We start from the raw sequence: 22335 nt of genomic DNA, 5'->3' as shown, positions 1-22335 counted from the left end.
GCTGAACTTTTTTACAAAAAAAGCATTTACATAATTCCTCCCGTACTACCGCCATCAACTTTTATGGCTGACCCATTTGTGGCCGAAGAAAGTGGGCTGCTCAAATAAGCGATGGTATTGGCCACCTCATCTACTTTTGCAAAGCGTTGTAGAAGCGAAGATGTTCGGACTTCTGAAAAAAAGTCTTCCTCTACCTCAGCTTTTATCTTGCCATCTTTTTCAGCCGCATTTTCCAAAAATCGTTCTGCTCCTTCCGATAAAGTAGAACCTGGAACGATTGTATTTACAGTTACTCCAGAACTTTTAGTCAATTGCGCCAATCCTCTAGAAACAGCATGTAAAGCCGCCTTTGTCATGCTATACGGAATCATATCAATCGGGACCAAAGTGGCACATTCGCTAGAAACGAAGAGAATTCGCCCCCAATTTTTAGTGAGCATTTTTGGTAGTATATTTTTAGATAATCGGACTCCACTCATCACATTTACTTCAAATTGCCGGTACCAGTCTTCGTCGGTAATTTCAAAAAAAGAACCAGATGAATAGATACCCACATTATTAATAAGAATATCTATTTCTGGAAGTTTGTTCACCAACTCTTCTACCTCGTTTAATTTACTAAAGTCCGTTGCAAATCCAGAAACTGAATTATTGGGAAACTCTTGTTCCAATTTTTGAACTGCCTTAATAACACTTCCTTCTGTTCTTCCGTTTAAAATGACCGAAGCCCCTTCTTGAATTAATGTTTTAGCAGTTGCGTACCCAATGCCCGCAGTAGAGCCAGTAATAAATGCCGTTTTATCTTGAAGTTGTAAATTCATTGTTTACTTATTTTAAACTACCCTGCAATGCCCCACTTACTGAATAGTAGCCACAAGAGCAATACCAATCCGATGAGAATAATAGTAAGCGTTACATCTGAAGACCATTTAAATTTAGGTCGTTCTGCGCGTCTTTGAAAAGTCACTAATTCTAATACTTCAGCAGCTTGTGGTTGTCCTATTTTACTTACTACCATTAATATCACGGCGCAGAATAGGAATAAAAATAGGGCGAAGTGCAGGAAATTAATTCCTAAAAACATTCCCAATAGTGAATCCTGTGTTACGATAATAGTTCCTTCATTGGCTAAAAATTCTGCAACTAATCGAAAAACACCGATAACAAAGCCTACCCATAAGGAAACGATGGCGCCTTTGGCATTAATCCATTTGTAAAATAATCCGAATAAGAAAACTGCGGCAATTGGCGGTGAAATATAAGCTTGTACGCTTTGAAGGTAATGAAAAATTCCGCCGCCCATGAGTGCTTTCATAAAGGGAATCCATCCCAAACTGACAACAACTAAAACGATAGTTGCCAATCTACCAAAACGGACCAAATCCTTCTGAGTGGCATTGGGTTTGTATTTCTGATAAAAGTCGATTGTTAATAGGGTAGAGCTCGAATTAAAGGCGGAAGAAAGCGAGCTCATTAAAGCAGCCAATAGTCCTGCTATAGCTAAGCCTTTTAAGCCCGTTGGGAGGAATCCGTTTATCATCGCCGGCAATGCTTGATCGGCATTTTCCATTGAAAATTCAATTGCTCCTTCTTGTAACAAAGCATAGGCGATTACCCCAGGGATAAAAAATATAAACACTGGAAGTAATTTCAAATACCCTGCAAACAAAGCGCCTTTTCTGGCATTGTTTACATCTTTGGCAGAAAGGGTTCTTTGCACGATATATTGGTCGGTACACCAGTACCAAACCCCTAATATAGGAGCTCCGAAGAGCATTCCTGTCCATGGGTATTCGGTGTCAGCCATGGGACGCCAAAGATTAAAAAATTGTTCTGTTGGCGGATTCCCTTCTTGGGCGGAAGCAGTTGTAATTACGTCTATCATATGATCCCATCCGCCTAGGGCATACAACCCAAAAATGGTTACGGCGATTGTACCCAAAAGTAAGATAAACGCTTGAACCATATCAGTGTAGATTACTGCTTTGAGTCCGCCTAAAACGGTATAAAAACCAGTTGCAACGACCGTAATGATGGCCCCTGTCCAAAATGGGATACCGATGGTTTCAAAGACCAAAGCTCCTGCGAAAATGATAAGGGAGATTTTGGTAACTACATAGGCTAAAATGGAAATTACTGAAAGGTAACTTCTGCATGCTTTGGAGTAACGTTTTTCAAGAAATTCAGGCATGGTGTATACACCCGTACGCAGGTAAAAAGGCACAAATACCCAACCTAGAAGTATCAAAACAAGAGAAGCTATGATTTCGAAATTCGCCATAGGCATATTTCCTCTTGCTCCTGCTCCAGAAACACCTAAAATGATTTCCGAACCAATATTCGAAGCGAAAAGCGATGCTCCAATAACGAGCCACCCCGAGTTTTTCCCAGCTAGAAAATAATCAATTGCGCTGCCTGAATCTGATTTACTTTTCGATGCCCATTGGGCTATCCATAAAATAATTCCAAAATAGATTAGGATAATGGCTATATCCCAAAAGCTGAGGCTTGAAAGCATAGATTAGTGGTTTTATAGTATTCGGTTGATTACCAGTTATTCAAACCTAGGAGTTTTTTCCCTAAATCAGTAAGTTCGGCGGTCTCATATTTGGTTTGTTCCCAGTTTCGAGGATCACCGGGAAAAGCGTAACCTTCGGGTGCAATTCGGTTTTTCCAAGAATTGATTCGCCAATTTCTTAGTTCTTCGTTTTCCTCTTCTGCGGGCATCATAGAAATGTATTGTGCAATTCTAACTTTATCACCTGATTTATTGGGGCGAATTCCATGCGGTTCGGTACTATTGAAAATGAGCAAGTCACCTGCCTCCATTTTCACTTTTACAATTTTATCTTCTAGTTCAGTAATATTAGGTTGAAAGCGGTCTCGGTCTTCAGGCTGTGTCAATTTCCAAGTATCGTAATTTCTATATAACCATGGAATACATTGAAAACCACCCATATTTTCATCAGTTTGGTCCGCTAACGCTAATACGCCCTGAACATTTTGTGGTTTGGTTTCCGGGTCATAGTCCCAATGAATGAAACCTTTTTTCTCCACTCCAGGTTTTAATGGAAAATTCAGGTTTGCCCTGTCTATGGTAACCCATAACTTTTCAGTTCCCCAAACATCTACAAATGCATCGTATACCCTTTGCATTTGCCGATTGTTCCATAAAAACTGATTGTTATATACCTCTACCATTCCTGTTCCTTCCAATTCTTTCATTTGCATTTCTGCACGTGGTGGTGCATACCACGTTTCAGAGTCGTTTGGGTCTTTTTCGTCAAATTCCCATATAAAATCAGCCGTTGCTTTTGCCTGTTCTCTTGGGATGGCATTCTTAATAACAATGTATCCATTGTGCATCCAAAACTTCCAATCTTCCTCACTTAATACCCGCAAAGGTTTTCCATTTGAACGGTCATTTAATTTCTGCTTACTACTTGTAGCTGTGGATGGATTTCCGGGAATTTCTTCATGAGCTTTATTCGCCATCTCCATTTTATTGTTTGAATCCATAGTATAAATATTTTGAGATTACTAATAAATTGATACTATAAAACTAAAAATGAAAATAAAGGAGTTCCACCTCGATATTGATTAATATTTGAACTATATTGATATTTTAAATAATAAATGAGCAAAATAAGGTCAATTTAGGTGCATTAGGTAATGAAGATTCAACTAGAAACAATCAGTCCCGCATCTAAAAGTCCATTTCGACTTTTGCATGACCCCAAACTAAATCATCTCTTCTATTGGCATTTTCACCCAGAGTTTGAGTTGGTCTATATTGAAGGTGCCAGCGCCACTCGACATGTCGGAAATCATATTTCTCAATTCACAGAAAGCGACCTTGTTTTGATTGGTTCCAATATTCCACATTTGAATTTCGACCATGGCGTTACCACCACTTATCGCAAAGAAGTCTTACACATAAAACCTTTTTTCAAGGAGCAATTCATTTCACAAATGCCCGAGTTACTTAGTATTGAACGATTGCTAGAACTCTCTAAATACGGAATTGCTTTTACCGGATCTACGAAAAAAGAAGTTAGTGAATTGTTGAAGGAATTACATTTATTAGCGCCTTTCGAATTCTTTATGCAGTCGGTTACGATTCTGAAGAAATTGGCGCAAAGTAAGGAATTTGAATTGCTGCATACCAAACCCTATATAAATCGATATAGTAAAAAGGAACAGGAGCGCATTCGTCAAATTTACGCAATGATTGATGAACGTTATCAATACAAAATAACGGTTGATGAAGTAGCCGAACTTTGCAATTTGACCAAGCCCGCTTTTTGTCGTTATTTCAAAAAGGCAACGGGAAATACTTTTATTAGTTTTCTTAATCAGTATCGTATTAGTCAGGCCAAACGGTTATTATTAATGGGAAGGAATATTAGTGAAACCTGTTACGAATGTGGTTTCGAAAGTCTTTCTTATTTTAATCGGACCTTCAAAAAAGTTACTGAGGAAAATCCTTCTGAATTTAAAAAGAGGCATTTGAGCTTCAAATGACCATACAAGAAAAAACCCCTCGACATTTCTGTTCGAGGGGTTTTCTAACTAAATAACCAACCAAAAATTGTTTATCTCTTTCTACTTCGTTTGACCTTCATTTTAGGATTCGAAGTCTTTGTTCTTTTCTTAGCAACCGCGCTTTTGCCCGATTTCAAGTACTGCTGATATCCTCGTCCTTTAAACTCATATACCGTTTCACTTGAAGGATGGTACAGCTCGATAGTACTATCATTAATAACGTAAAGCTCGAAGTAATCATTGCCCATAAAGTCGTAAGCAAGTGTTAAAGTTTTGAGCGTTTCATCGTTTTCTATGTCATACACCTGATAATTTCCGACGAAATCCCACTGTAGGTTTGAAATCGATGTTCCTACTTCGTCAATTGAGGACCGAAAAGTTTCTACATTGAACTGCAAGAAATTCTCATCATCAAAGTCATTTAGAGCACCTTCTTCACTCGTAAATGTTTTTTCCCAAGCATCATACTCTTGTAAAAAGAAGTTGATATTATCATAGAACACGGTATCATAATCGAAATTTCCTATTTGATACCCATTCAGGAAATACGACGTTCCAGAACGAGGGTCTCTTACTTCTATGGTATTTCCGTTTACTGCAAAAATATCCAATAGCCATAATCCGTCAACATCGTGATTGATTTCTACAGTTCCGCGAAGCGTACCATAACTGCCGACATCAATTCCGAAACCATTTCCGGTTTTACCGATACCTACAATATTGTTATTTGCGTAAACCGTCCCATTATTAAATGAAACTGTGAATGCGCGTTGCAAGAAAGGTACTTCGCCATTTCCTCTGGTAGCATTAATATCAACATACCATAAATCGTATGACTGCAAAACTTGATCTGTATTGAAAGCTGATTCTTCAATAAAGTCATCTTGAATAATAGTCTCTGTATAACACGAAGTCATCAAAGTTCCTATAAGAATAAGTCCGAAGAGTAGTTTAGCTTTCATATGCATCAATTTAATTGTTCCTAAATGTCATATGTAATTCGTCAATCAAAATTCTAGCTGTGTTTAAAACTATCATGACTCATTTCATAATAAACGTATTTAAATTCTTTTTACTAAAAACAATCTCCGTGCCATTTTTTATAAATACCTGTTTATCAGTATTTAAGGTTTCATTTTAAGAATTGCTTAGCTTTGAATCTTAATTCAATGGAAGAATGGATAAAATGAAGTTTGGGGTTTTAGGCGGTGGAAGCTGGGCTACAGCAATTGTAAAAATGCTTACTGAAAATCAGGATAAAGTAGCCTGGTATATGCGGAATTCTGACGCCGTAGCTTACATTAAAAAGGAGAAACATAATCCGAATTATCTCACTGCTGTAGAATTTCGTACGGAACAATTGAGCTTAACCGATAATATCAATGAGGTCATACAATCTACAGATGTACTCATTTTTGCTATTCCATCAGCTTTTTTAGAAGCTGAATTACAAAAATTAACTACGTCCATTCACGATAAAATTATCTTTTCAGCTATAAAAGGTATTGTACCCGAAACCGGGTTAATCGTTGGTGAACATTTTCATGAAATCTATAAAATACCTTTTAAAAATATCGGAGTGATTACCGGGCCATGTCACGCTGAGGAGGTGGCTTTAGAGCGACTTTCTTACTTAACCATAGCTTCTGCAGATGAAGAAAAAGCGAAGCTAGTCGCTAATAATCTGAGTAGCCATTACATCAAAACAAAAATCTCGGATGATATCATTGGTACTGAATATGCGGCAATGCTAAAGAATATCTATGCCCTAGCAGCTGGTATTTATCACGGATTAGGTTACGGAGATAATTTTCAAAGCGTATTGATGAGCAATGCCATTCGTGAAATGAAACGCTATATCAAACGCGTACATAAGATGAAACGCAATATCAATAATTCAGCTTATCTAGGGGATTTGCTAGTGACCGGATATTCTACTTTTAGTCGAAATCGTATGTTCGGAAATATGATTGGAAAGGGTTATGCGGTCAAAAGTGCGCAAATGGAAATGAAAATGGTGGCAGAAGGATTTTATGCTGCTAAAACTGCCTTTGAGCAAAAATCAAAATTCAGCAAGAAGGTTGAAACTCCGATTATTGATGCTGTTTATAAGGTTCTGTATGATAGGGAGAATGCGAAGCGGGTTTTTAAAGAGTTGACGGATAAACTGGATTAATTTTCACACAATAGTATAAAGTTCCTTCCCCAGAAAGGGGAAGGAGCGTATTTATTTAAACCCTTTCCATCGAAAAATCAGAATGTTCTTTCAACTCCCTATTTAACTCCTCTTTCCACTCTTCTAGCTGAGCATCATCAACCTTATAAATTGATTTAAATTCCTGCAAAACCGGCTCCATCAGTGAGCGAACGCTATCAATATCAAAATATAAACGTCCTGTTCTGCGGATGAAGAAATCCATCGGATTTTGCACCATTTCATAGTCGATTCCAAAATGCAATTCTGCTTTTGCCATACGAACATACAAGTCTTCATCTTTTAGAGAAGCATAGTTTTCTAAAATGATTTCTGTTTGCTTCCCATAATTCGTTACCAAAAACCAGGCATCGTGTTCTGTAAAGCCATCACTTTTGATACGGTCAAAAATTTCAGCCATATATTTCTTAACATGCTTGAATTTTTTGAAATCGACATTACCTGCTAACGGAATTTCATCAGTAAAGCATTCTTTCAACTTTGTACCATCTTCTTCAATCTTTTTTGCAATTCGGTCCACGACTCGTTCTGCCATTTTTCGATAGCCGGTAAGTTTTCCTCCTGCAATGCTGATTAAACCCGTATCAGAAGTAAAAATCTCATCTTTTCGAGATAGCTCTGAGGCCGATTTCCCTTCTTCATGGATTAAGGGACGTAATCCTGCCCAAGAAGAGACGATATCTTCCATCTCCAAATTAATCTTTGGAAACATGTTATTGACCGCCGACAAAATATATACCGCGTCCGTTAAATCAGTCCGTACATCGTCTTTATCATTATTATAATTTGTGTCAGAAGTTCCCACATAAGTAGTTTTTCCCCGTGGAATTGCAAACATCATCCTGCCATCTGGAACATCAAAATAAGTGGAATGCTTTAGCGGAAGTTTTTCATAGGGAAATACCAAATGAACTCCCTTCGTCAAATGCAAACGTTTTCCTTTTTTAGAATTGTTTACACTTCTCAATTCATCAACCCAGGGGCCGGCGGCACTAATCACATATTTGGTTTTGATAGTAAAGTCCTCACCGGAAATCTCATCCATGATACTTACTCCCGAAATCTGATTATCAGTATACTCGAAATCTTCAACCGAAGCATAATTCAAAGCAGTAGCCCCAAATCGCAAACTGGTTTTTATATTTTCAATAGTTAGTCGAGCGTCATCGGTTCGATATTCTGCGTAGTAACCTGCACCTTTTAATATTTTCTTCGGAAGTAAGGGCTCCAATTTTAAAGCCTCCTTTTTCTCTAACATTTGGCGCTTATCATCTCCGGTAACTTGGGCCAGAATATCATATACCTTAAGTCCAATAGATGTTAACCATTTACCGTAGGAGCCATTCTCAATCAATGGCAATAGCATCTTTTCAGGAAGCACCAAATGAGGCGCTAATTTATGTACGATTGCTCTTTCAGAACCAACTTCTTTTACCAACCAAAAATCAAATTGCTTTAGGTATCGGAGCCCTCCGTGAATTAGCTTAGTAGATTTACTGCTTGTCCCTGAGGCAAAATCGTTCTTTTCAACTAAAGCAACTTTCAACCCACGAGACGCAGCGTCTAATGCGATTCCTCCACCTGTAATTCCACCACCGATTACAACTAAATCGAATGCCTCAGTAGAGAGTTTATCGACAGTATTTGCTCTGTCTAGATTAGAGAATTTTATGTTTTTACTCATTCTTAATTAGTCGTCATTGAGAGGAGCTTTTCGCGACGTGGCTATCTGCCTACTCATAGTTCATACTATTGTAAGTGCTCTTAACAAACGGATTGCTTCATTGTCGTCCTTCGAATCCGCTCAGGATGACAATTCGCAAAGACGTCTTCTATTGCTCCTCCCAACCTTTGGTTCTTTCAACCGCCTGCTGCCATTTCCCGTACAAACGTTTTCTTTTTACTCTATCAAAAGTGGGTTTGAATATTTTGTTCATTGGGCGATTTTGGTCTACGTCTTCTTGTTTCCAAAGTCCGACTTGGATGCCAGCTAAAAAAGCCGCACCGATAGCAGTAGATTCAATTACCTCGGGACGATGGACTTCAGTATCTAAAATATCCGCTTGAAATTGCATGAGGTGATTGTTCGCACAAGCGCCCCCGTCTACCCGAAGATTTTCCAGTTGAATTCCTGAGTCATCTTCCATGGCTTTTAAAATATCTTTGGTTTGATAGGCCAATGATTCCAAAGTTGCTTTTGCCAAATGTGCTTTGCCGGTATCCCGTGTTAATCCGAAAACAGCGCCACGCGCATACATATCCCAATAGGGAGCTCCTAAACCTGCAAAAGCTGGAACGACATATACGGGATTTTCACCCTCCACAGAGTCTGCTAAGGCTTCCGTTTCTTTGGCATCCTTTATTAATTCAAGTCCGTCACGTAACCATTGTACTGCTGCACCGGCTATGAAAATACTTCCTTCAAGAGCATAAGTTACTTTTCCGTCAAGTCCATATCCTATTGTGGTTAATAATCCGTTTTTGGAGAACATCGGTTTTTCACCCGTGTTCATCAGCATAAAACAACCAGTTCCGTAGGTATTTTTAGCGGTACCTTCTTTAAAACAAGCCTGACCAAAGAGCGCAGCTTGTTGGTCACCAGCAATTCCAGCAATGGGTATTTTAACCCCATCTAATTCATAATCCCCAAAATAATGTGCGGAAGGTTTTACTTCGGGCAACATACTTTTCGGAATTCCTAAAGCTTTAGTCAGTTTATCATCCCATTTCAGATTTACGATATCATAAATCAAGGTTCGAGAAGCATTGGTATAATCGGTAACATGACTTGCACCATTTGTCATATTCCAGACCAACCAAGTATCAACAGTGCCCATCAACAAATCTCCATTTTCAGCTTGTTCTTTTGCTCCACCTACATTATCGAGAATCCATTTCACCTTTGTTCCAGAAAAATAGGAATCGATTACCAGTCCTGTGGTTTGTCGCACATGTTCGGTAAGTCCATTATTCTTCATGTTCTCGCAGATATCTGCCGTACGTTTATCTTGCCAAACAATTGCATTGTAAACAGGTTCTCCCGTATTTTTATCCCAAACAATAGTCGTCTCTCGCTGATTGGTAATTCCGATAGCCTTAATATCCGAAACACTTATATTTTGCTCCTGTATCAATTGTTTCAGAACACCCATTTGGGACTCTAAAATCTCTTTGGGGTCATGTTCAACCCATCCTGATTTCGGGAAAATCTGTTTGAACTCCTTTTGAACCATGCCTTGAATGGCTCCTTCCTGGTCAACCAATAAGGCTCTTGAACTTGTAGTTTCTTGGTCTAAAGAAATGATGTATGACATATATGCAATTTTTAGAATGCCAATATACACATAAAGTAGCATATAGTAGCACAGATATTTAAACTAAATATAAGGGTTTCTTATTCAGGGACAAAGTACTCAAGACTACTCTATCGTTATCGTAACACTAACTTCATTTCCGAGGGCATCTACAACGGTAATTTTGTGTCTTCCCAAGTCGGGAATTAGTCCGATTTCATGAAAATCTTTGGTTTGTGAAATGAAACGGTCGTCTAAATACCAGTACACTCCAGTTTCAGGCTTTGCATGGGCCAGTTTCAAGACCACTTCATTTTTTTCGCCATTAAAATTCTTCGTTAGCGAAATACGACTTCCGTTCTTCGGATAAATGAATTCCATCGGTGGGGCATTGGTGCTTTTACAATCGTTTCGAAAAGGAGGTAAGGGTTTATAGAGAGGATGGGTTCTTTTGTAATAAAACTCCATTAATGGAGGAAGAGAAAACCAGGATTCAGAAATAGCTGTCGACAAATCAACACAGGATGAATTTACACGGAATTGCTTCTGCACATCTAATTGAACCATTTGGTGAAAGTTACAGGCATTTACGTAATTCGGCTTATTCGGAATAGAAATGGTTTTCCTCGGACAGCTATCCGTTGTTAAATATCCACTCTTGGCACACACATCAATATCGACAAATTCATCAAAGGGCTTTTGAAACCAATCACTTCTCGGAAGCACATCAAAAACATCGAACAAAATGGGCGCGGCGCTGGTCACTCCTGTAACATTAGGTCGCCCTTCTCCGTCCGCATTTCCCACCCAAACTCCTACTACATAATCAGTGGTTACTCCGATGGTCCAAGCATCTTTGTTACCGAAACTTGTACCTGTTTTCCAAGCAATTTCTTTACTGCTATCATAAAATTCCCATGACTCATTTCCGTCGGGCCGGTTGACTTCTTTCATCGCTTCGAAAGTGAGGTAAATACTAGCCGCATCAAAAACTGTTTTATTTGTGGATTTTACCCCGAAGTCCAAAACTTCCTTTCCGAAGGTAGGCTCTGTAAATTCCTCAGAAAAGTATTCACTTGAAGTTGCATTAAAGTGATTCAAAGTTGAGGCCAAATTCATGTAGGTTTTACACAAATCCCAAAGGTTGCTTTCTGCACCACCAAGAATTAAAGTTAGTCCGTAATGGTCTGCTGTTTGGTTTAATCCTCCGAGTTGAAAAACATCCAATTGGTCTCGAAATTTTGCCAATCCGTAGGATTGTAAAAGTCGCACTGCCGGAATATTCAGTGACCTCGCCAAAGCACTTTTAGCCTGAACCGCACCACTATAATCTTCATTAAAATTTTCAGGAGTATACCCTGCTATTTGAGTCGGCACATCAGGCACCAACATATCTGGAATCAATTCGCCTGCATCTAACATAGCAGCATAGAGTAAAGGTTTTATTGTACTTCCTGTGCTTCGATTTGCCTGCACCATATCAACATCTTTCTGATTCTCTTTGGTGGTTTGGGTATTTCCTACGTAACTCAATACTTCCTTTGTGTTTACATCTAAAACCAAAACTGCAGCATTATGTACTTGATTTTGCCGCAAGCTTTGATGGTATTTTTGGACTATGGAATTTACATTCTGTTGTAGATTTTCATCCAAAGAACTTTTAATCCGTTGCCCTTTGGCATTTTTTGCAATTTGCTCTACCAGATGGGACGCAATTTTCGGTAAGGGATAGGGTTTCAGAGGAAGCGCCTCCAATAAAGCTAAGTGATAAGTTGTACTATCGATATATTTTTCGGCAAGTAGTTTTTTAAGCAAGCGATTTCGTTTGTCCAATAACCGTTGCTGATTCTTCCCTGGATAAATCAAACTTGGGGCATTTGGCAAAACAGCAAGTGTGGCAGATTCTGCCCAAGACAATTGATGCGGTTGTAAGCCGAAATAGCGCCAGGAGGCTACATCTAGGCCGACCACATTTCCTCCATACGGCGCATGGCTTGCATAGAGCTTTAAAATATCTTCTTTAGAATGCCGAAACTCCAAACGTGTCGCCAAAATCAATTCAATAAGCTTCTCGAAATAAGAGCGATTTTGATTTCTTGATAATCGAACAACCTGCTGTGTCAAGGTGCTACCACCACGAACAGTCTTTCCAGCAGAAATATTTGAACCAATAGCCTTGGCCATCGAAACAGGATTGAATCCAAAGTGTTTATAAAAATATGCGTCTTCAAATTGCAGCAAACAGGTCTCAAACTTCCTAGGTACACTATCGATTACCGGAAAACGCCATTGACCATCATCAGCAATTTTGGCCCCTATTAAGGTCCCTTGACGGCTTTCGACTACGGTGGCTGTTGGTGTTTTGAATAACTCTTTGGGAAGACAGTAATAGTAGGCGATGAGAAGAATGCCAAAAAGTATAAGCTTTTTCGGGTGTTTGCGAGCGAAGCGATGTACCCTATCTTTCAAAGTCATACTCCCTTTCTACCAGACAAATGCGCACTTTATACCAAGAATACCAATCTTTGATTCCCTTTTGCTGAGCAAATAGATGGTCTGTATTTGCTTTCCACTTGGCGATTGCTTCCAGACTTTCCCAATAACTAATTGAGATTCCCATTTCTTCTCGTGCGCTTTCGAAATCTAAATAACCTGATTGTTGTTTGGCCAAATCTTGCATCTGTTGTGCCATTTCAGCATAGCCCACATTATCATCTCCTGTAAGGTTTGAAGTAAAAATTACCGCGTAATAAGGGGTTATGGGTTTCATTACATTCATTAGGTTATATACTCTTTTTCAAGAAAGTAAGATACGATAGCCTCCTTCATAAGCACCGATTGCTCTCCTGCTTTTAAAGGCGGTAACTCCTCCTTAACTGTATAGTGAGGCCAACTATCTTCATCGAAATGTGAAAACTCATAGAAACCATAGGGCTCTAACAAACGACATATCGCGATATGCATTAAATCAAGTTTATGGTCTTTTTTAAACTTTCTATGGTATTGCCCCAATTCTTGAACTCCCACCAAATAGATAATGGCATCAAGTTCCAAATCATCGCCATCGGCGAATTGATTTGATAGTTTTTCAACCAATTCTCCCCAGCGTTCTTTTAAAACTATATCTCTTGACATCTTACTTTTTTAAGGTCTTTCCCCACTAATGGGTGCAGTGGCATAAAGGTACAAATCAAAGTTCTATATTTGTGAAAACGCTTCACTTATGAGCTTCTTGGATATCATTTTAGGATTATTGCTTGCCTACGGATTGTACAAAGGTTTAAAAAACGGACTTTTCGTAGAATTGGCCTCTTTAGTAGCCTTAATCGGAGGGATTTTCGGGGCTATTCATTTTTCATATATCGCTGGAGACTACCTGTCGCAAAATATGGAATGGGATGAACGTTATATTAAAATCGCAGCTTTCGTCATTACCTTTTTTGCCATTGTTATTGGTGTTAACCTAGCGGGAAGGTTTATGACCAAAATAGCTGATTTTGCGATGTTAGGGCTGTTGAATAAAGTTGCAGGCGGTTTATTCGGCACTCTAAAAGTGGCTATAATTCTTGGTGCACTACTCATATTTATTGAAAGAGTCAATGCGTCAGTGGGGCTTGTAAAAAATGAGACGAAGCAAAATTCTGTACTCTACGGACCTGTTAAGGAGATCGGAGCTTTCATTTTCGATGCGGTATTACAGCAAAGTGAAAACCCTGAGGAAAAGCTGCAATAGATAACACTCTTGAATTGAAAAATAAAGGCGTAACGAGGATTCGATAAGAACTGTGAAAAACAGCTTTTCCTTCCGGATAAAAAAACCACGCAAATTGTAAGAAGACTACTAAGTATTTGCTCTACATAGATTTTCAAAGCACTTAACCGACCAAAAGCACCATCTACCTCGTACATCAATTATCTTGGCAATGAGAATTTGAAAATGAGGATTAGTGGGAAAATTTAAAGAATCAGAGTTTTTTCATGAGGCTATTCATGAAATTAACTATCCATTTGGGGATTTCTACCTTTTAGATGGTTTTGTTGTTGCAGAAGTTTATGAGGGAATTACTTTTAACTGGGAAGACCATGGTAAAAAGGTGGTCGAAGATATTACATATCTATACGACTCTTATGGTCAAGATCTCATTCTGATAGCCAATCGAATCAACCCCTATTCTACAAAACCCACAGACTGGAAGAAGTTTTTCCAACACAGATATACTTTAAAAGGATACGCAGTTGTCAGCTATTCAAAATACGGAAATTCTATTGCGCTTATCGAGAAGTGGTTTATCAGAACAAGAACCAAAAGATTCAAATCATTGGGAAATGCCATTGAATGGGCCAAGGGAGTTTCTGGTAGTCGGATGGTTTCTTAAGGGGAAAATCTTATCTCAAAACAAATCCGTTTTTCATGGGGTCATTTGGGTCGATACAAAAAGTATGTTGCCCGGTGATATGGGCGGTTCCTTCTACTTGAGGTACGACTGCCATAAAAGGACCATAGTACTCTTCAGATACTACAGAACCTTTAAATACCGAACCCGTAATGCTTTCGATAGTCATGCTTTCTCCAAAGTCAATTTCATTTCTGGCTTTATGAATGGCCATTCTTCCAGATACTCCTGAACCAGTAGGGCATCGGTCAACTTCTCCCTCTGCAAAAATGCAAACGTTTTTACTATCTATTTCGGGTTTATCTGAATTACCGATAAAAATCGTTCCGTAAAGGAAACTTAAATCTTCCTCGAAGGGATGCAAGATTTCAGGGTCTTCTTGCATTACCGCTTTTTTGATATTCATTCCCGCGGAAATTAGAGAACGATACGAATCACTACTTAATTCAAAATTAAAACTGTTCTTTTCCATATCAACATAGACATAAAATGCTCCACCATAAGCCAAATCGTACGTAACTTTTCCCAAGCCTTGAACCTCGACCGTTCTCTCCAAACCGACTACAAAACTGGGCACGCAATGAAATCGTACTCCGGTAACTTTTCCATTCTTCACAAGGACAAAGGCAGTAATGCGTCCGCAAGGGGCATCTATTTTTAATTGATTATCACCCTCGTTTACTTCTATCCAATTCATCTCAACTGCCAAAGTAGCTATCGCTATTATGGCATGACCGCACATGGTACTATAACCTTCATTGTGCAAAAAAAGAATTCCAAAATCACCTTCTTCATCATTTGGCGGCACCAAAATACAGCCATACATATCAGCATGACCTCGGGGTTCAAACATCAAGGTCATTCGCAAATGGTCGTAGTTTTCCTTGCAATAGCGACGGTAATCTAAAACAGAACTTCCTTTTAACTCCGGAAAACCGGAAACAATTACACGTAAAGGTTCTCCACCAGTATGCATATCAATCGTCTTGATTTGAAGCCAAGCTGCGGGTGGATTGAAATCTGTTTGCCTCAGGATATTTTGATAGGTGCTACTCATGAGTAAATTTTTCGTAATAATAGGATGCTGCCACCAAGTCTTCAAGCGCATGACCTACGGATTTAAAAAGCGTAATTTCCTTATCATTGGTTCTTCCCTTTGTTTTTTTCAAACACAGTGAAAATAAATTTCCCTTGATATCTTTCTCTTTAAGGATTCCTTCTTCCATTGGAATAAAAATATCTCCGCTTTCTTTTCGTCCTCCAAAGGAATCGACAAAGACAGAAGCTTTTTTAATAACCTCATCATCGGCTTCGCGCATATCTTGTTTGTAAGCTCCAACCAAATCAATGTGTTGCCCTTCTTTGAGTAATTTTCCGAGGACCAATGGGGTATTCGAAAGGGTCGCACTAGAAATAATATCAACTTCACTTATTTTTTCGTCAATGGAAGCTATAGCTTTACAATTGAAAGTTTCATGTTTTAGTGCCTCACAAATCGTTTCTGCCTTTTCTTGATTTCGCCCCCAGACAAAAACTGTATCGATTGGTCGCACACTAGCATGTGCCCGAATCAAGTTAGTGGACAACACCCCAGTTCCAATCATTAATAATGAGGTCGAATTCTCTTTTGATAAAAATGCAGATGCCAAGGCAGAACTAGCGGCGGTGCGTTTAGCCGTCATCTCTTTAGCTTGAAATGTAGCTTTTACAGTTCCCGTAACGGCGTTCATCAAAATATAGATGGCATGAACTGAAGGCAAACCAAACCTTTCATTTTCAGGACTCACTGTCGCAATTTTTACTCCGGCTTCTTTCCCAGAATGCCATGCTGGCATTAAAAGTAAAGTAGAATCAACGCCTGTTTCAGGATTTGGAAAAAGATGATGGTGTCGATTTGGAATGTTGATATCCTCAGAAGCAAAACCTGATTTTAAAGCTAGAATAAGTTCTTTAAAATTGGTATTAGCTTTTATAAAATCATCGTTGACTTGAACGGTTGGTTCCATATTCTAAAAATATGGAATTCTATCCTTAGAACAATCTTAAATAGAAGTATTGAGGCTTCCTAACTATAAAGAACACCCCGGCTGCGCCACCTTTACTTCGACTTCGCTCAGTACAGGCCTCAAAAGGGGAATACTCAAAATCGATACTAGTTATCACTTCGTGCTTCAAGCATCTAACACCCAATTTTTATTTCACCACCTCGACCCATTGCCCCTTGGTTCGAACTATATAATCATTATCGTACATAGCTTCTGCTTGAATTCCTGGCAAATAGTACTTACCTAAATACGAAGCATTCAAGAGAATTCTAAAAGTTTTGGTTTCGTTGCGTTTCATATCAAAATAGAAATTCGCACGGTCATCTCGTAAATCAGTATAGGTCACTTGGTTTTGCGCAAAGCTTCCAAAATCAGTGAAACGGGTGTTCACGATTTCCCATCCGCTAGGGAAGATTTCTGTTAGTGCCATATCCTTTAATCTATTCGATGACGTATTGGTCAAGGTTACCTCGGCTACGAAATCTGTTCCTTGGGTAATCGAACTTGGGTCTAGAATCGAACCGTTTCTACCCTTGAAAACTAAGGTTGCTGCCAAGTTCTTCTGAACTGTTTTTTCTTCTCCCACAGGAAGAATTCCACTATTCACGATACTCACATAAACTGTATTACTTTCTTGGTTTTTAACGGTAATACTATTGCTTCCTTTTTTGATTTGAATAGGTCTATTGGCAAGTGTTTTCTCCGTCCCTACATTTTCAGATTTTCCGTTTACCGTAAGGCTGGTTTTGATTCCTTTTCCGCCAATCATTTCGGCAAATTTGGCCATTGCCATCAAACTATAGGATGTACTTTGCGTACTCATATATCTTTTGTCCGAAAGATTTTTGGCGATGGTTTTTGCTAATTCTTGAGCCTTGGTTTTATCTTTCATCAAGACATAAGTTTCTAAAGCCATTGCTCTATTTCGGTCCGATGAGCCGTAGGTATAGTAATGATATTTGTTATTCTCTACATCTAATCTTGCCGTGCTTAAAATCTTTTTCGCCACGTTGGCCTGACCGATAATTGCATAAGCTGCAGCTAATCGGAATTTACCTTCATTTGAAACTCCTGAACTCTCTCGCAAACGGTTCATACTAGCTACATCAGCGTTACCCGAAAGTGCTAGGGTGTATAGACGATAGGCTTGTGCTAAATCTGAATTGCTTCCCGCTCTCCATTGTTTTGCAACACCTTGTTGGTACTTTACCCAACTCGATTTGAATCCGATAGGTAAAACATAACCTTTCTTTTCAGCTTCTAGCAAAAAGTGTCCGGCATAGGTGGTTCCCCAATCGTTGACATAGTTTTGACCTGGCCAATAAGAGAAGCCGCCATTGGGTTTTTGAAATCCTCCTAAACGCTTGATGCCTCTATCGATATTTTGTTGGATGCGTTTTTTCTTGCTGGCTTCTACGTCAAAAACATCGGATAAGAACAACTGTGGAAATGCTCCTGAAGTAGTCTGTTCAACGCAACCATGTGGATAGCGAATCAAGTATTTCATTCGTCCATTAAAGTTCATCGGAGGCAAAGTTGAAAATTCGATTTCTGCGGAATTACTTCCTGCAATTCCGAAGGTTTCTAGATTGATGGTTTGACTTCCGTTGCCATCAAGAATTACCTCTGTTACTTCGGATGTCACCGGATTCGGATTCACTACATCAATCGGAATTTCAAAAGATGCTTTTTCACCTCCACCGGAAGCTTCGACAACTACTTTTCCTATTCCCGAGAAATCGGAAACATTCAATTGAAAATAGGCCATCTTTTCATCTGGCTGGGCAAAAGTCAGTTTTTGAGTTTGTTCGCCTTCGATACTAAATGCTTTGTCTTGCTTGATTTTCAAAGTCACATTTTTGACTTTCTTTTCCATCGCAAAAACCGTAACGGGAAGTGTCACTTTTTCACCTGGAGTAATCTTTCTAGGCAAAGAGGCCAAAATCATTAATGGTTTGCGAACGGGAGTAGTCTTTTCAACTTGCCCATAAGCTTCTTTTTCATAATCACCAGCTATCACCATTGTTCTCACGGAACCAATGTATTTCGGAATCTTAATTTTATGAGACTTGGTTTCTCCCTTCTCTAAACTAAAAGGTCCGAGATGCACCACCATGGGTTCAAAACGGTTGGCTTTTTTGTTTTTCGCTCCAGCTAATTCGCCATCACCACCAATAGCAAATACTTGGTCAATTCTTCCACCAAAAGCGCCAATGACATCGTCATAGACATCCCAGGTTTTTACTCCTAGTGCTTCCTTGGCGTAGAATGTATTCCACGGATTTGGCGTTTTAAATCGAGTTAAATCCAATAATCCCTCATCAACAATTGCAATGCTGTAGGTCATTGCTTTTTTATTCTTCTCATTAACATTAACCGTAATTGTTTCTTCAGGACGTAAGACATCTTGCATTGAAACCACAGGTTCCAGTTTCGTGTTTTGGTCTTCTACATTGATTCCTGTAACGCCGTACATTCGAATTGGAGAATCATTTTTCGTCGTCGCATGAGGTTGTAATGATGAAATATTGATGAACACATTTGGGGTGTAAAGCTCAGTAATTGGTAATTCGAATTTCGTTTCGCCTTCAACGGTCTCCACCCACATTGATTCCAAAACTTCGCTCCCATTTTCAACGGTAACTAAGGCTCTTCCACCAAATGAACTTGGGAAGGTAACTGTAGCCGTTTCACCAACATTATAGGTTTCTTTATCTGTTGAAAACACCAACATCGTAGCCGCAGAAGGGTCCCCTTTTCGAGATTTTCCTGCCCAACCAGGCCAATCGATATAGATTGTTTTTCCGGTAGCGTGGCCCCCGTTTGGATCTTCAACACGGACTAAATATCTCCCCCAATCAGGATATTTTAATTCAAACTCAAATTCACCTTTTCCTTGGGAGTTAGTATTAATCGTCTTCTCAAAAAGCAAATCGCGGTATTGACTGCTACTATAGGATGAAAGGTTATCGGAAGAAGTATCCCACCACCATCTCCAGCTTACTTTGAAGATGGATACTTTTAAGTTTTTCGCTGCTTTGGCCTTGCCATTTTCGTCAACAGAAACGACCTCGAATTTATGCTTTACATCCGTAAGGAGCATTCCTCTTGTCTTATCTCCTTTGGGTGCATTCAGTCCGATATAGGTATTATATGGAGAATAGGGTTTCGTGAATACATCTGTGCTGAAATCACCTCCATTTTCATAAACTTTGGTGATGAATGCCGCATTTAGCATTCCAGGGGCCTTACTCGTCAATTGCGGATTAAGGCTAAAACTAGCTTTCCCTTCACCATCTATTTTGCTATCAAAAACAACTTGGTCTTCCGAAGAGAAACGGCGCGTTGGGTCATCAAAAATATAGCCTGGAAAAGTCTCAAATTTTGTAGTTGCCGGATTGAACTTTGCCGTAATATCTGCTTTTAGGTTTTTAGCAATGGCACCGTGCAACCATTTCACTTCCATATCACCTTTGATAGGTTTCGAGCCATTCAAGACCTCAGCGTCAAAGTCCGTTTTAATTTTTAAACGATTTGGTTTGATAGTTTCAATCTTGATAGTTTTGGTGAAGGTTGCTCCACCCACAGAAACTTTAGCTAACCAATTTCCGGTAGGCGCATTTTCATCGGTTTTGATGTCAAAATGGAAGAAATTATTAAGTCCGTTTTTAGAAACTTTGCGATGTACGACCTTGTTATACGGGTCCATCAACTCCAGTTTCACAGGATGTCCTGCAGGTAATTTATTCGCATTATCATTCAACATAAAGGATAAGAATATTTTATCCCCAGGTCGCCAAACTCCCCGTTCTCCGAAGATGAAACCTTTAATCCCTTTTTGCAAACGTGTGCCTGAAACATTGAATTTGCTGATGGAAAGTGCGTTTCCATCATTCAATTTCACGTAATTCTTTTGTCCGTTATTTTCAACTACAGCGAAAAACGCAACTTTTTCAGAATCGAAAATAGCGGTACCCTCAGCATCTGTATTTACATAACCTACAGACTGTTGCTGGAAGTTATAAAAGGTAACTTTTGCTCCAGCGATGGGGTTTGTATTTAAAATATCGCTAACAGCAATGAAGTAGCTTTTGTTTACGCCTCTTTTAATGGTAACGCCAATATCTGTAGCTAAAACATTTGTTCCTATTTTCTTGTCGTAGTAATAGGACTTGTCACAGGGGTTGTCTCGTTCGTTCCAATTGTATCCGTAATAGCCATAATCGTCGTAGTAGTTTTCGATACCATCCCAAGAGCTATCTTCCTGTTCTTCATCAAAATTATCATCATCATCTTCTACTGGGTCGAAATTCGTAGCGTCACATTTATAGGTACTGTATGCAGGGCGGTAATTGAATTCAACGCGATACATCGCTCCGACTTCTGGAGAAATCAACGCGCTTAAATCTATGGCATGGGCTGCCCATTTACCCGTCGATGCTGATAAATTATTTTCAAGAACAATCTTTTTTCTAGCAATTGGTCGTGCAACACTTCGAAGGTTAGAACTTCCATTGATATTGTTGCTCTGCAAAAACTGAAGCACATTGTTCTCAAAGATTTTAAAAACAGAAACATCTACCGCCTTTAGGTTTACCGCTTCGAAATTGATTTTTAAATTGTTCGAAGAAGGTAGAATCGTCCCATTAGAGAGTAATCTAACTTGAGGTTTGAGCTGTTCGAAAGCTACATACTGTTCGAACTTGTTCTTGAGTTTATAACCATCTTCACTTTGAATACCTTGTAAGACTTCCAACTTGGCAGAGCCTTTCAATTCTGCAGATGGGTATAGTTTTAATATATTTCCATCAACCGCATACTTCGGTTTGGAAACGCCTTCAAGTGTTACCAAACCTTTAAAGTTCTGGCCTTTTTTGATAGGGTCCGAAAAGTTGATGAGCACCACTTGACTTTCTCCTGTTTCGACAGAAGTATCTAAAACTGTGAAGTTGTTCTTCCCTGATATTTTTACAACATTCTTACCGCTACTTTCGATGTCGAATTTTGCACCATCCCAAGAAATTTCTAAATCAGAATCTTCTTCATAACGCTGAATACTATCTATTTTAAAGGAAAATTGCGTGCCCTTCTGCACAGCTTCATCGAACTTTAATTTAACGGATTTCCCTTTGTGTGAAACCGATAGCAATTGCTTTGCTGTTTCTAGGAGTAATACATCTGAGGCTCTTAGCTGGCCGGTAATATACTGTCTTTCTTTTGAATAGGATTGCAATGCATCTGTATAAATATTGAATTGCTGTTTTAGGGTTTTTACGCCGAAAGACATTGTTTTTAATTCCTTCGGAAGGTCTTTTACTACTTCTGAAAGCGCGAATTCAAAAGTATATTCAGTGTCTTGCTTGAATCCGTTTTCGGGGATAAAAGCAATCGTTCTTTTATCTAGAGAAACTACCTTTCCTTTTGTTTTTGGGGAAACACGAAGTAAATCAGAATCTAGTTCATCACCGTTCGTCCATGATTCCACAGGCGTATTCAACACAACACGAATATCGCTTTGTGCGGAGATTATTCCGTGAGAAACTTCAGTAATGTATCCTTGATATTTATTGAGATTTTCAAATTGTTCTTCTGGCGAGGCGATTTTATCTTTGCATCCGGCTAGAACAAATAGAAAAAGAGAAAGGCGTAAAAAGAACTTGATTTTCATGAAAATAGAATTTTATTAAAAGTAAAGGAGCTTTAAATAAAATCTATCCCAAGATGCCGTGAATATGATGCCCCAAATACCCCCGTATTCAGTTAGAACGAAATAGCTTGTTTCTTTATTACTTTGTTTCGTAATAATTCAAGTAGTGTTAAAGAAGTACGGTTTGACTTACTAA

Annotated in this window: 16 protein-coding genes; 4 read left to right on the top strand and 12 right to left on the bottom strand. The window is 39.0% G+C overall.

Translation table 11 applies throughout. From position 1 onward, the window contains the following. Positions 1 to 26: 26 nt before the first annotated feature. From FEE95_RS07190 to FEE95_RS07180, 3 genes are read right to left on the bottom strand one after another with little or no spacing between them, the layout of a single operon-like run. Entirely contained in the window at positions 27 to 821 is a 795-nt protein-coding gene (locus tag FEE95_RS07190; protein WP_138657196.1) for an SDR family NAD(P)-dependent oxidoreductase, read from the bottom strand. A 17-nt stretch (positions 822 to 838) separates the two neighbouring features. After that, positions 839 to 2518, bottom strand: coding sequence for a sodium:solute symporter (locus FEE95_RS07185; protein ID WP_138657195.1), 1680 nt, complete (start codon positions 2516 to 2518; stop codon positions 839 to 841). 29 nt (positions 2519 to 2547) lie between these two features. Beyond that, on the bottom strand, positions 2548 to 3519 hold the full coding sequence (locus tag FEE95_RS07180; protein WP_138657194.1) for a phytanoyl-CoA dioxygenase family protein: 972 nt from the start codon (positions 3517 to 3519) through the stop codon (positions 2548 to 2550). Between the two features lie 153 nt (positions 3520 to 3672). Between FEE95_RS07180 and FEE95_RS07175 the strand changes: the two genes are divergently transcribed. Beyond that, the gene (locus FEE95_RS07175; RefSeq protein ID WP_138657193.1) at positions 3673 to 4524 is read left to right on the top strand and encodes an AraC family transcriptional regulator; all 852 of its coding nucleotides are present in this window, start codon (positions 3673 to 3675) and stop codon (positions 4522 to 4524) included. A 71-nt stretch (positions 4525 to 4595) separates the two neighbouring features. Here FEE95_RS07175 and FEE95_RS07170 read toward each other — a convergent pair whose 3' ends face one another. Then, positions 4596 to 5507, bottom strand: coding sequence for a nicotinic acid mononucleotide adenyltransferase (locus FEE95_RS07170; protein ID WP_138657192.1), 912 nt, complete (start codon positions 5505 to 5507; stop codon positions 4596 to 4598). 215 nt (positions 5508 to 5722) lie between these two features. Between FEE95_RS07170 and FEE95_RS07165 the strand changes: the two genes are divergently transcribed. After that, entirely contained in the window at positions 5723 to 6721 is a 999-nt protein-coding gene (locus FEE95_RS07165) for an NAD(P)H-dependent glycerol-3-phosphate dehydrogenase (RefSeq protein WP_138657191.1), read from the top strand. 55 nt (positions 6722 to 6776) lie between these two features. Here FEE95_RS07165 and FEE95_RS07160 read toward each other — a convergent pair whose 3' ends face one another. The 5 genes from FEE95_RS07160 to FEE95_RS07140 form a co-directional block, all read right to left on the bottom strand. After that, the gene (locus FEE95_RS07160) at positions 6777 to 8444 is read right to left on the bottom strand and encodes a glycerol-3-phosphate dehydrogenase/oxidase (RefSeq protein WP_138657190.1); all 1668 of its coding nucleotides are present in this window, start codon (positions 8442 to 8444) and stop codon (positions 6777 to 6779) included. 148 nt (positions 8445 to 8592) lie between these two features. Further along, a complete protein-coding gene (gene glpK, locus FEE95_RS07155; RefSeq protein ID WP_138657189.1) occupies positions 8593 to 10074 on the bottom strand; it encodes a glycerol kinase GlpK in 1482 nt (493 codons plus the stop codon). Between the two features lie 105 nt (positions 10075 to 10179). Beyond that, positions 10180 to 12528, bottom strand: coding sequence for a penicillin-binding protein 1C (pbpC, locus tag FEE95_RS07150; protein ID WP_138657188.1), 2349 nt, complete (start codon positions 12526 to 12528; stop codon positions 10180 to 10182). Beyond that, a complete protein-coding gene (locus tag FEE95_RS07145; RefSeq protein WP_171036993.1) occupies positions 12512 to 12823 on the bottom strand; it encodes an antibiotic biosynthesis monooxygenase family protein in 312 nt (103 codons plus the stop codon). The genes pbpC and FEE95_RS07145 overlap by 17 nt, the downstream gene beginning before the upstream one ends. 8 nt (positions 12824 to 12831) lie before the next feature. Next, positions 12832 to 13188 (bottom strand): hypothetical protein, encoded by a 357-nt coding sequence (locus FEE95_RS07140; RefSeq protein ID WP_138657186.1) that lies wholly within the window; start codon positions 13186 to 13188, stop codon positions 12832 to 12834. Between the two features lie 88 nt (positions 13189 to 13276). Between FEE95_RS07140 and FEE95_RS07135 the strand changes: the two genes are divergently transcribed. Together FEE95_RS07135 and FEE95_RS07130 are read left to right on the top strand one after the other, a co-directional pair. Further along, positions 13277 to 13786 carry a CvpA family protein gene (locus FEE95_RS07135; protein ID WP_138657185.1) on the top strand — a complete coding sequence of 170 codons (510 nt, stop codon included), beginning with the start codon at positions 13277 to 13279 and terminating at the stop codon, positions 13784 to 13786. Positions 13787 to 14000: 214 nt separating this feature from the next. Then, a complete protein-coding gene (locus tag FEE95_RS07130; protein ID WP_138657184.1) occupies positions 14001 to 14429 on the top strand; it encodes a hypothetical protein in 429 nt (142 codons plus the stop codon). A gap of 10 nt (positions 14430 to 14439) precedes the next feature. On the opposite strand, the gene FEE95_RS07125 is transcribed toward FEE95_RS07130, so the two are convergent. The 3 genes from FEE95_RS07125 to FEE95_RS07115 all read right to left on the bottom strand — a co-directional run bounded on the left by FEE95_RS07125 (position 14440) and on the right by FEE95_RS07115 (position 22160). Then, positions 14440 to 15555, bottom strand: a complete 1116-nt coding sequence (locus tag FEE95_RS07125; RefSeq protein ID WP_238474512.1) for a proline racemase family protein — start codon at positions 15553 to 15555, stop codon at positions 14440 to 14442. After that, positions 15497 to 16453, bottom strand: coding sequence for a bifunctional Delta(1)-pyrroline-2-carboxylate/Delta(1)-piperideine-2-carboxylate reductase (gene lhpI, locus FEE95_RS07120; protein ID WP_138657183.1), 957 nt, complete (start codon positions 16451 to 16453; stop codon positions 15497 to 15499). The genes FEE95_RS07125 and lhpI overlap by 59 nt, the downstream gene beginning before the upstream one ends. A 187-nt stretch (positions 16454 to 16640) precedes the next feature. Next, positions 16641 to 22160: an alpha-2-macroglobulin family protein gene (locus FEE95_RS07115; RefSeq protein WP_138657182.1), complete on the bottom strand. Its 5520-nt coding sequence runs from the start codon at positions 22158 to 22160 to the stop codon at positions 16641 to 16643. Positions 22161 to 22335: the final 175 nt, after the last annotated feature.

This window comes from Maribacter algarum (ex Zhang et al. 2020), assembly GCF_005885635.1.
Taxonomy (GTDB): domain Bacteria; phylum Bacteroidota; class Bacteroidia; order Flavobacteriales; family Flavobacteriaceae; genus Maribacter_C; species Maribacter_C algarum.
The sequence above is the reverse complement of the archived record's forward strand: the minus strand, read 5'-3'. Positions and strand labels throughout refer to the sequence as shown.

Coding starts and splice junctions, on each gene's coding strand:
- pbpC (WP_138657188.1), bottom strand. CDS start 12,528: ATGACTTTGAAAGATAGGGTACATCGCTTCGCTCGCAAACACCCGAAA.
- FEE95_RS07160 (WP_138657190.1), bottom strand. CDS start 8,444: ATGAGTAAAAACATAAAATTCTCTAATCTAGACAGAGCAAATACTGTC.
- lhpI (WP_138657183.1), bottom strand. CDS start 16,453: ATGGAACCAACCGTTCAAGTCAACGATGATTTTATAAAAGCTAATACC.
- FEE95_RS07115 (WP_138657182.1), bottom strand. CDS start 22,160: ATGAAAATCAAGTTCTTTTTACGCCTTTCTCTTTTTCTATTTGTTCTA.
- FEE95_RS07165 (WP_138657191.1), top strand. CDS start 5,723: ATGGATAAAATGAAGTTTGGGGTTTTAGGCGGTGGAAGCTGGGCTACA.
- FEE95_RS07140 (WP_138657186.1), bottom strand. CDS start 13,188: ATGTCAAGAGATATAGTTTTAAAAGAACGCTGGGGAGAATTGGTTGAA.
- FEE95_RS07125 (WP_238474512.1), bottom strand. CDS start 15,555: ATGCGCTTGAAGACTTGGTGGCAGCATCCTATTATTACGAAAAATTTA.
- FEE95_RS07145 (WP_171036993.1), bottom strand. CDS start 12,823: ATGAAACCCATAACCCCTTATTACGCGGTAATTTTTACTTCAAACCTT.
- FEE95_RS07175 (WP_138657193.1), top strand. CDS start 3,673: ATGAAGATTCAACTAGAAACAATCAGTCCCGCATCTAAAAGTCCATTT.
- FEE95_RS07135 (WP_138657185.1), top strand. CDS start 13,277: ATGAGCTTCTTGGATATCATTTTAGGATTATTGCTTGCCTACGGATTG.
- FEE95_RS07190 (WP_138657196.1), bottom strand. CDS start 821: ATGAATTTACAACTTCAAGATAAAACGGCATTTATTACTGGCTCTACT.
- FEE95_RS07185 (WP_138657195.1), bottom strand. CDS start 2,518: ATGCTTTCAAGCCTCAGCTTTTGGGATATAGCCATTATCCTAATCTAT.
- FEE95_RS07180 (WP_138657194.1), bottom strand. CDS start 3,519: ATGGATTCAAACAATAAAATGGAGATGGCGAATAAAGCTCATGAAGAA.
- FEE95_RS07170 (WP_138657192.1), bottom strand. CDS start 5,507: ATGAAAGCTAAACTACTCTTCGGACTTATTCTTATAGGAACTTTGATG.
- glpK (WP_138657189.1), bottom strand. CDS start 10,074: ATGTCATACATCATTTCTTTAGACCAAGAAACTACAAGTTCAAGAGCC.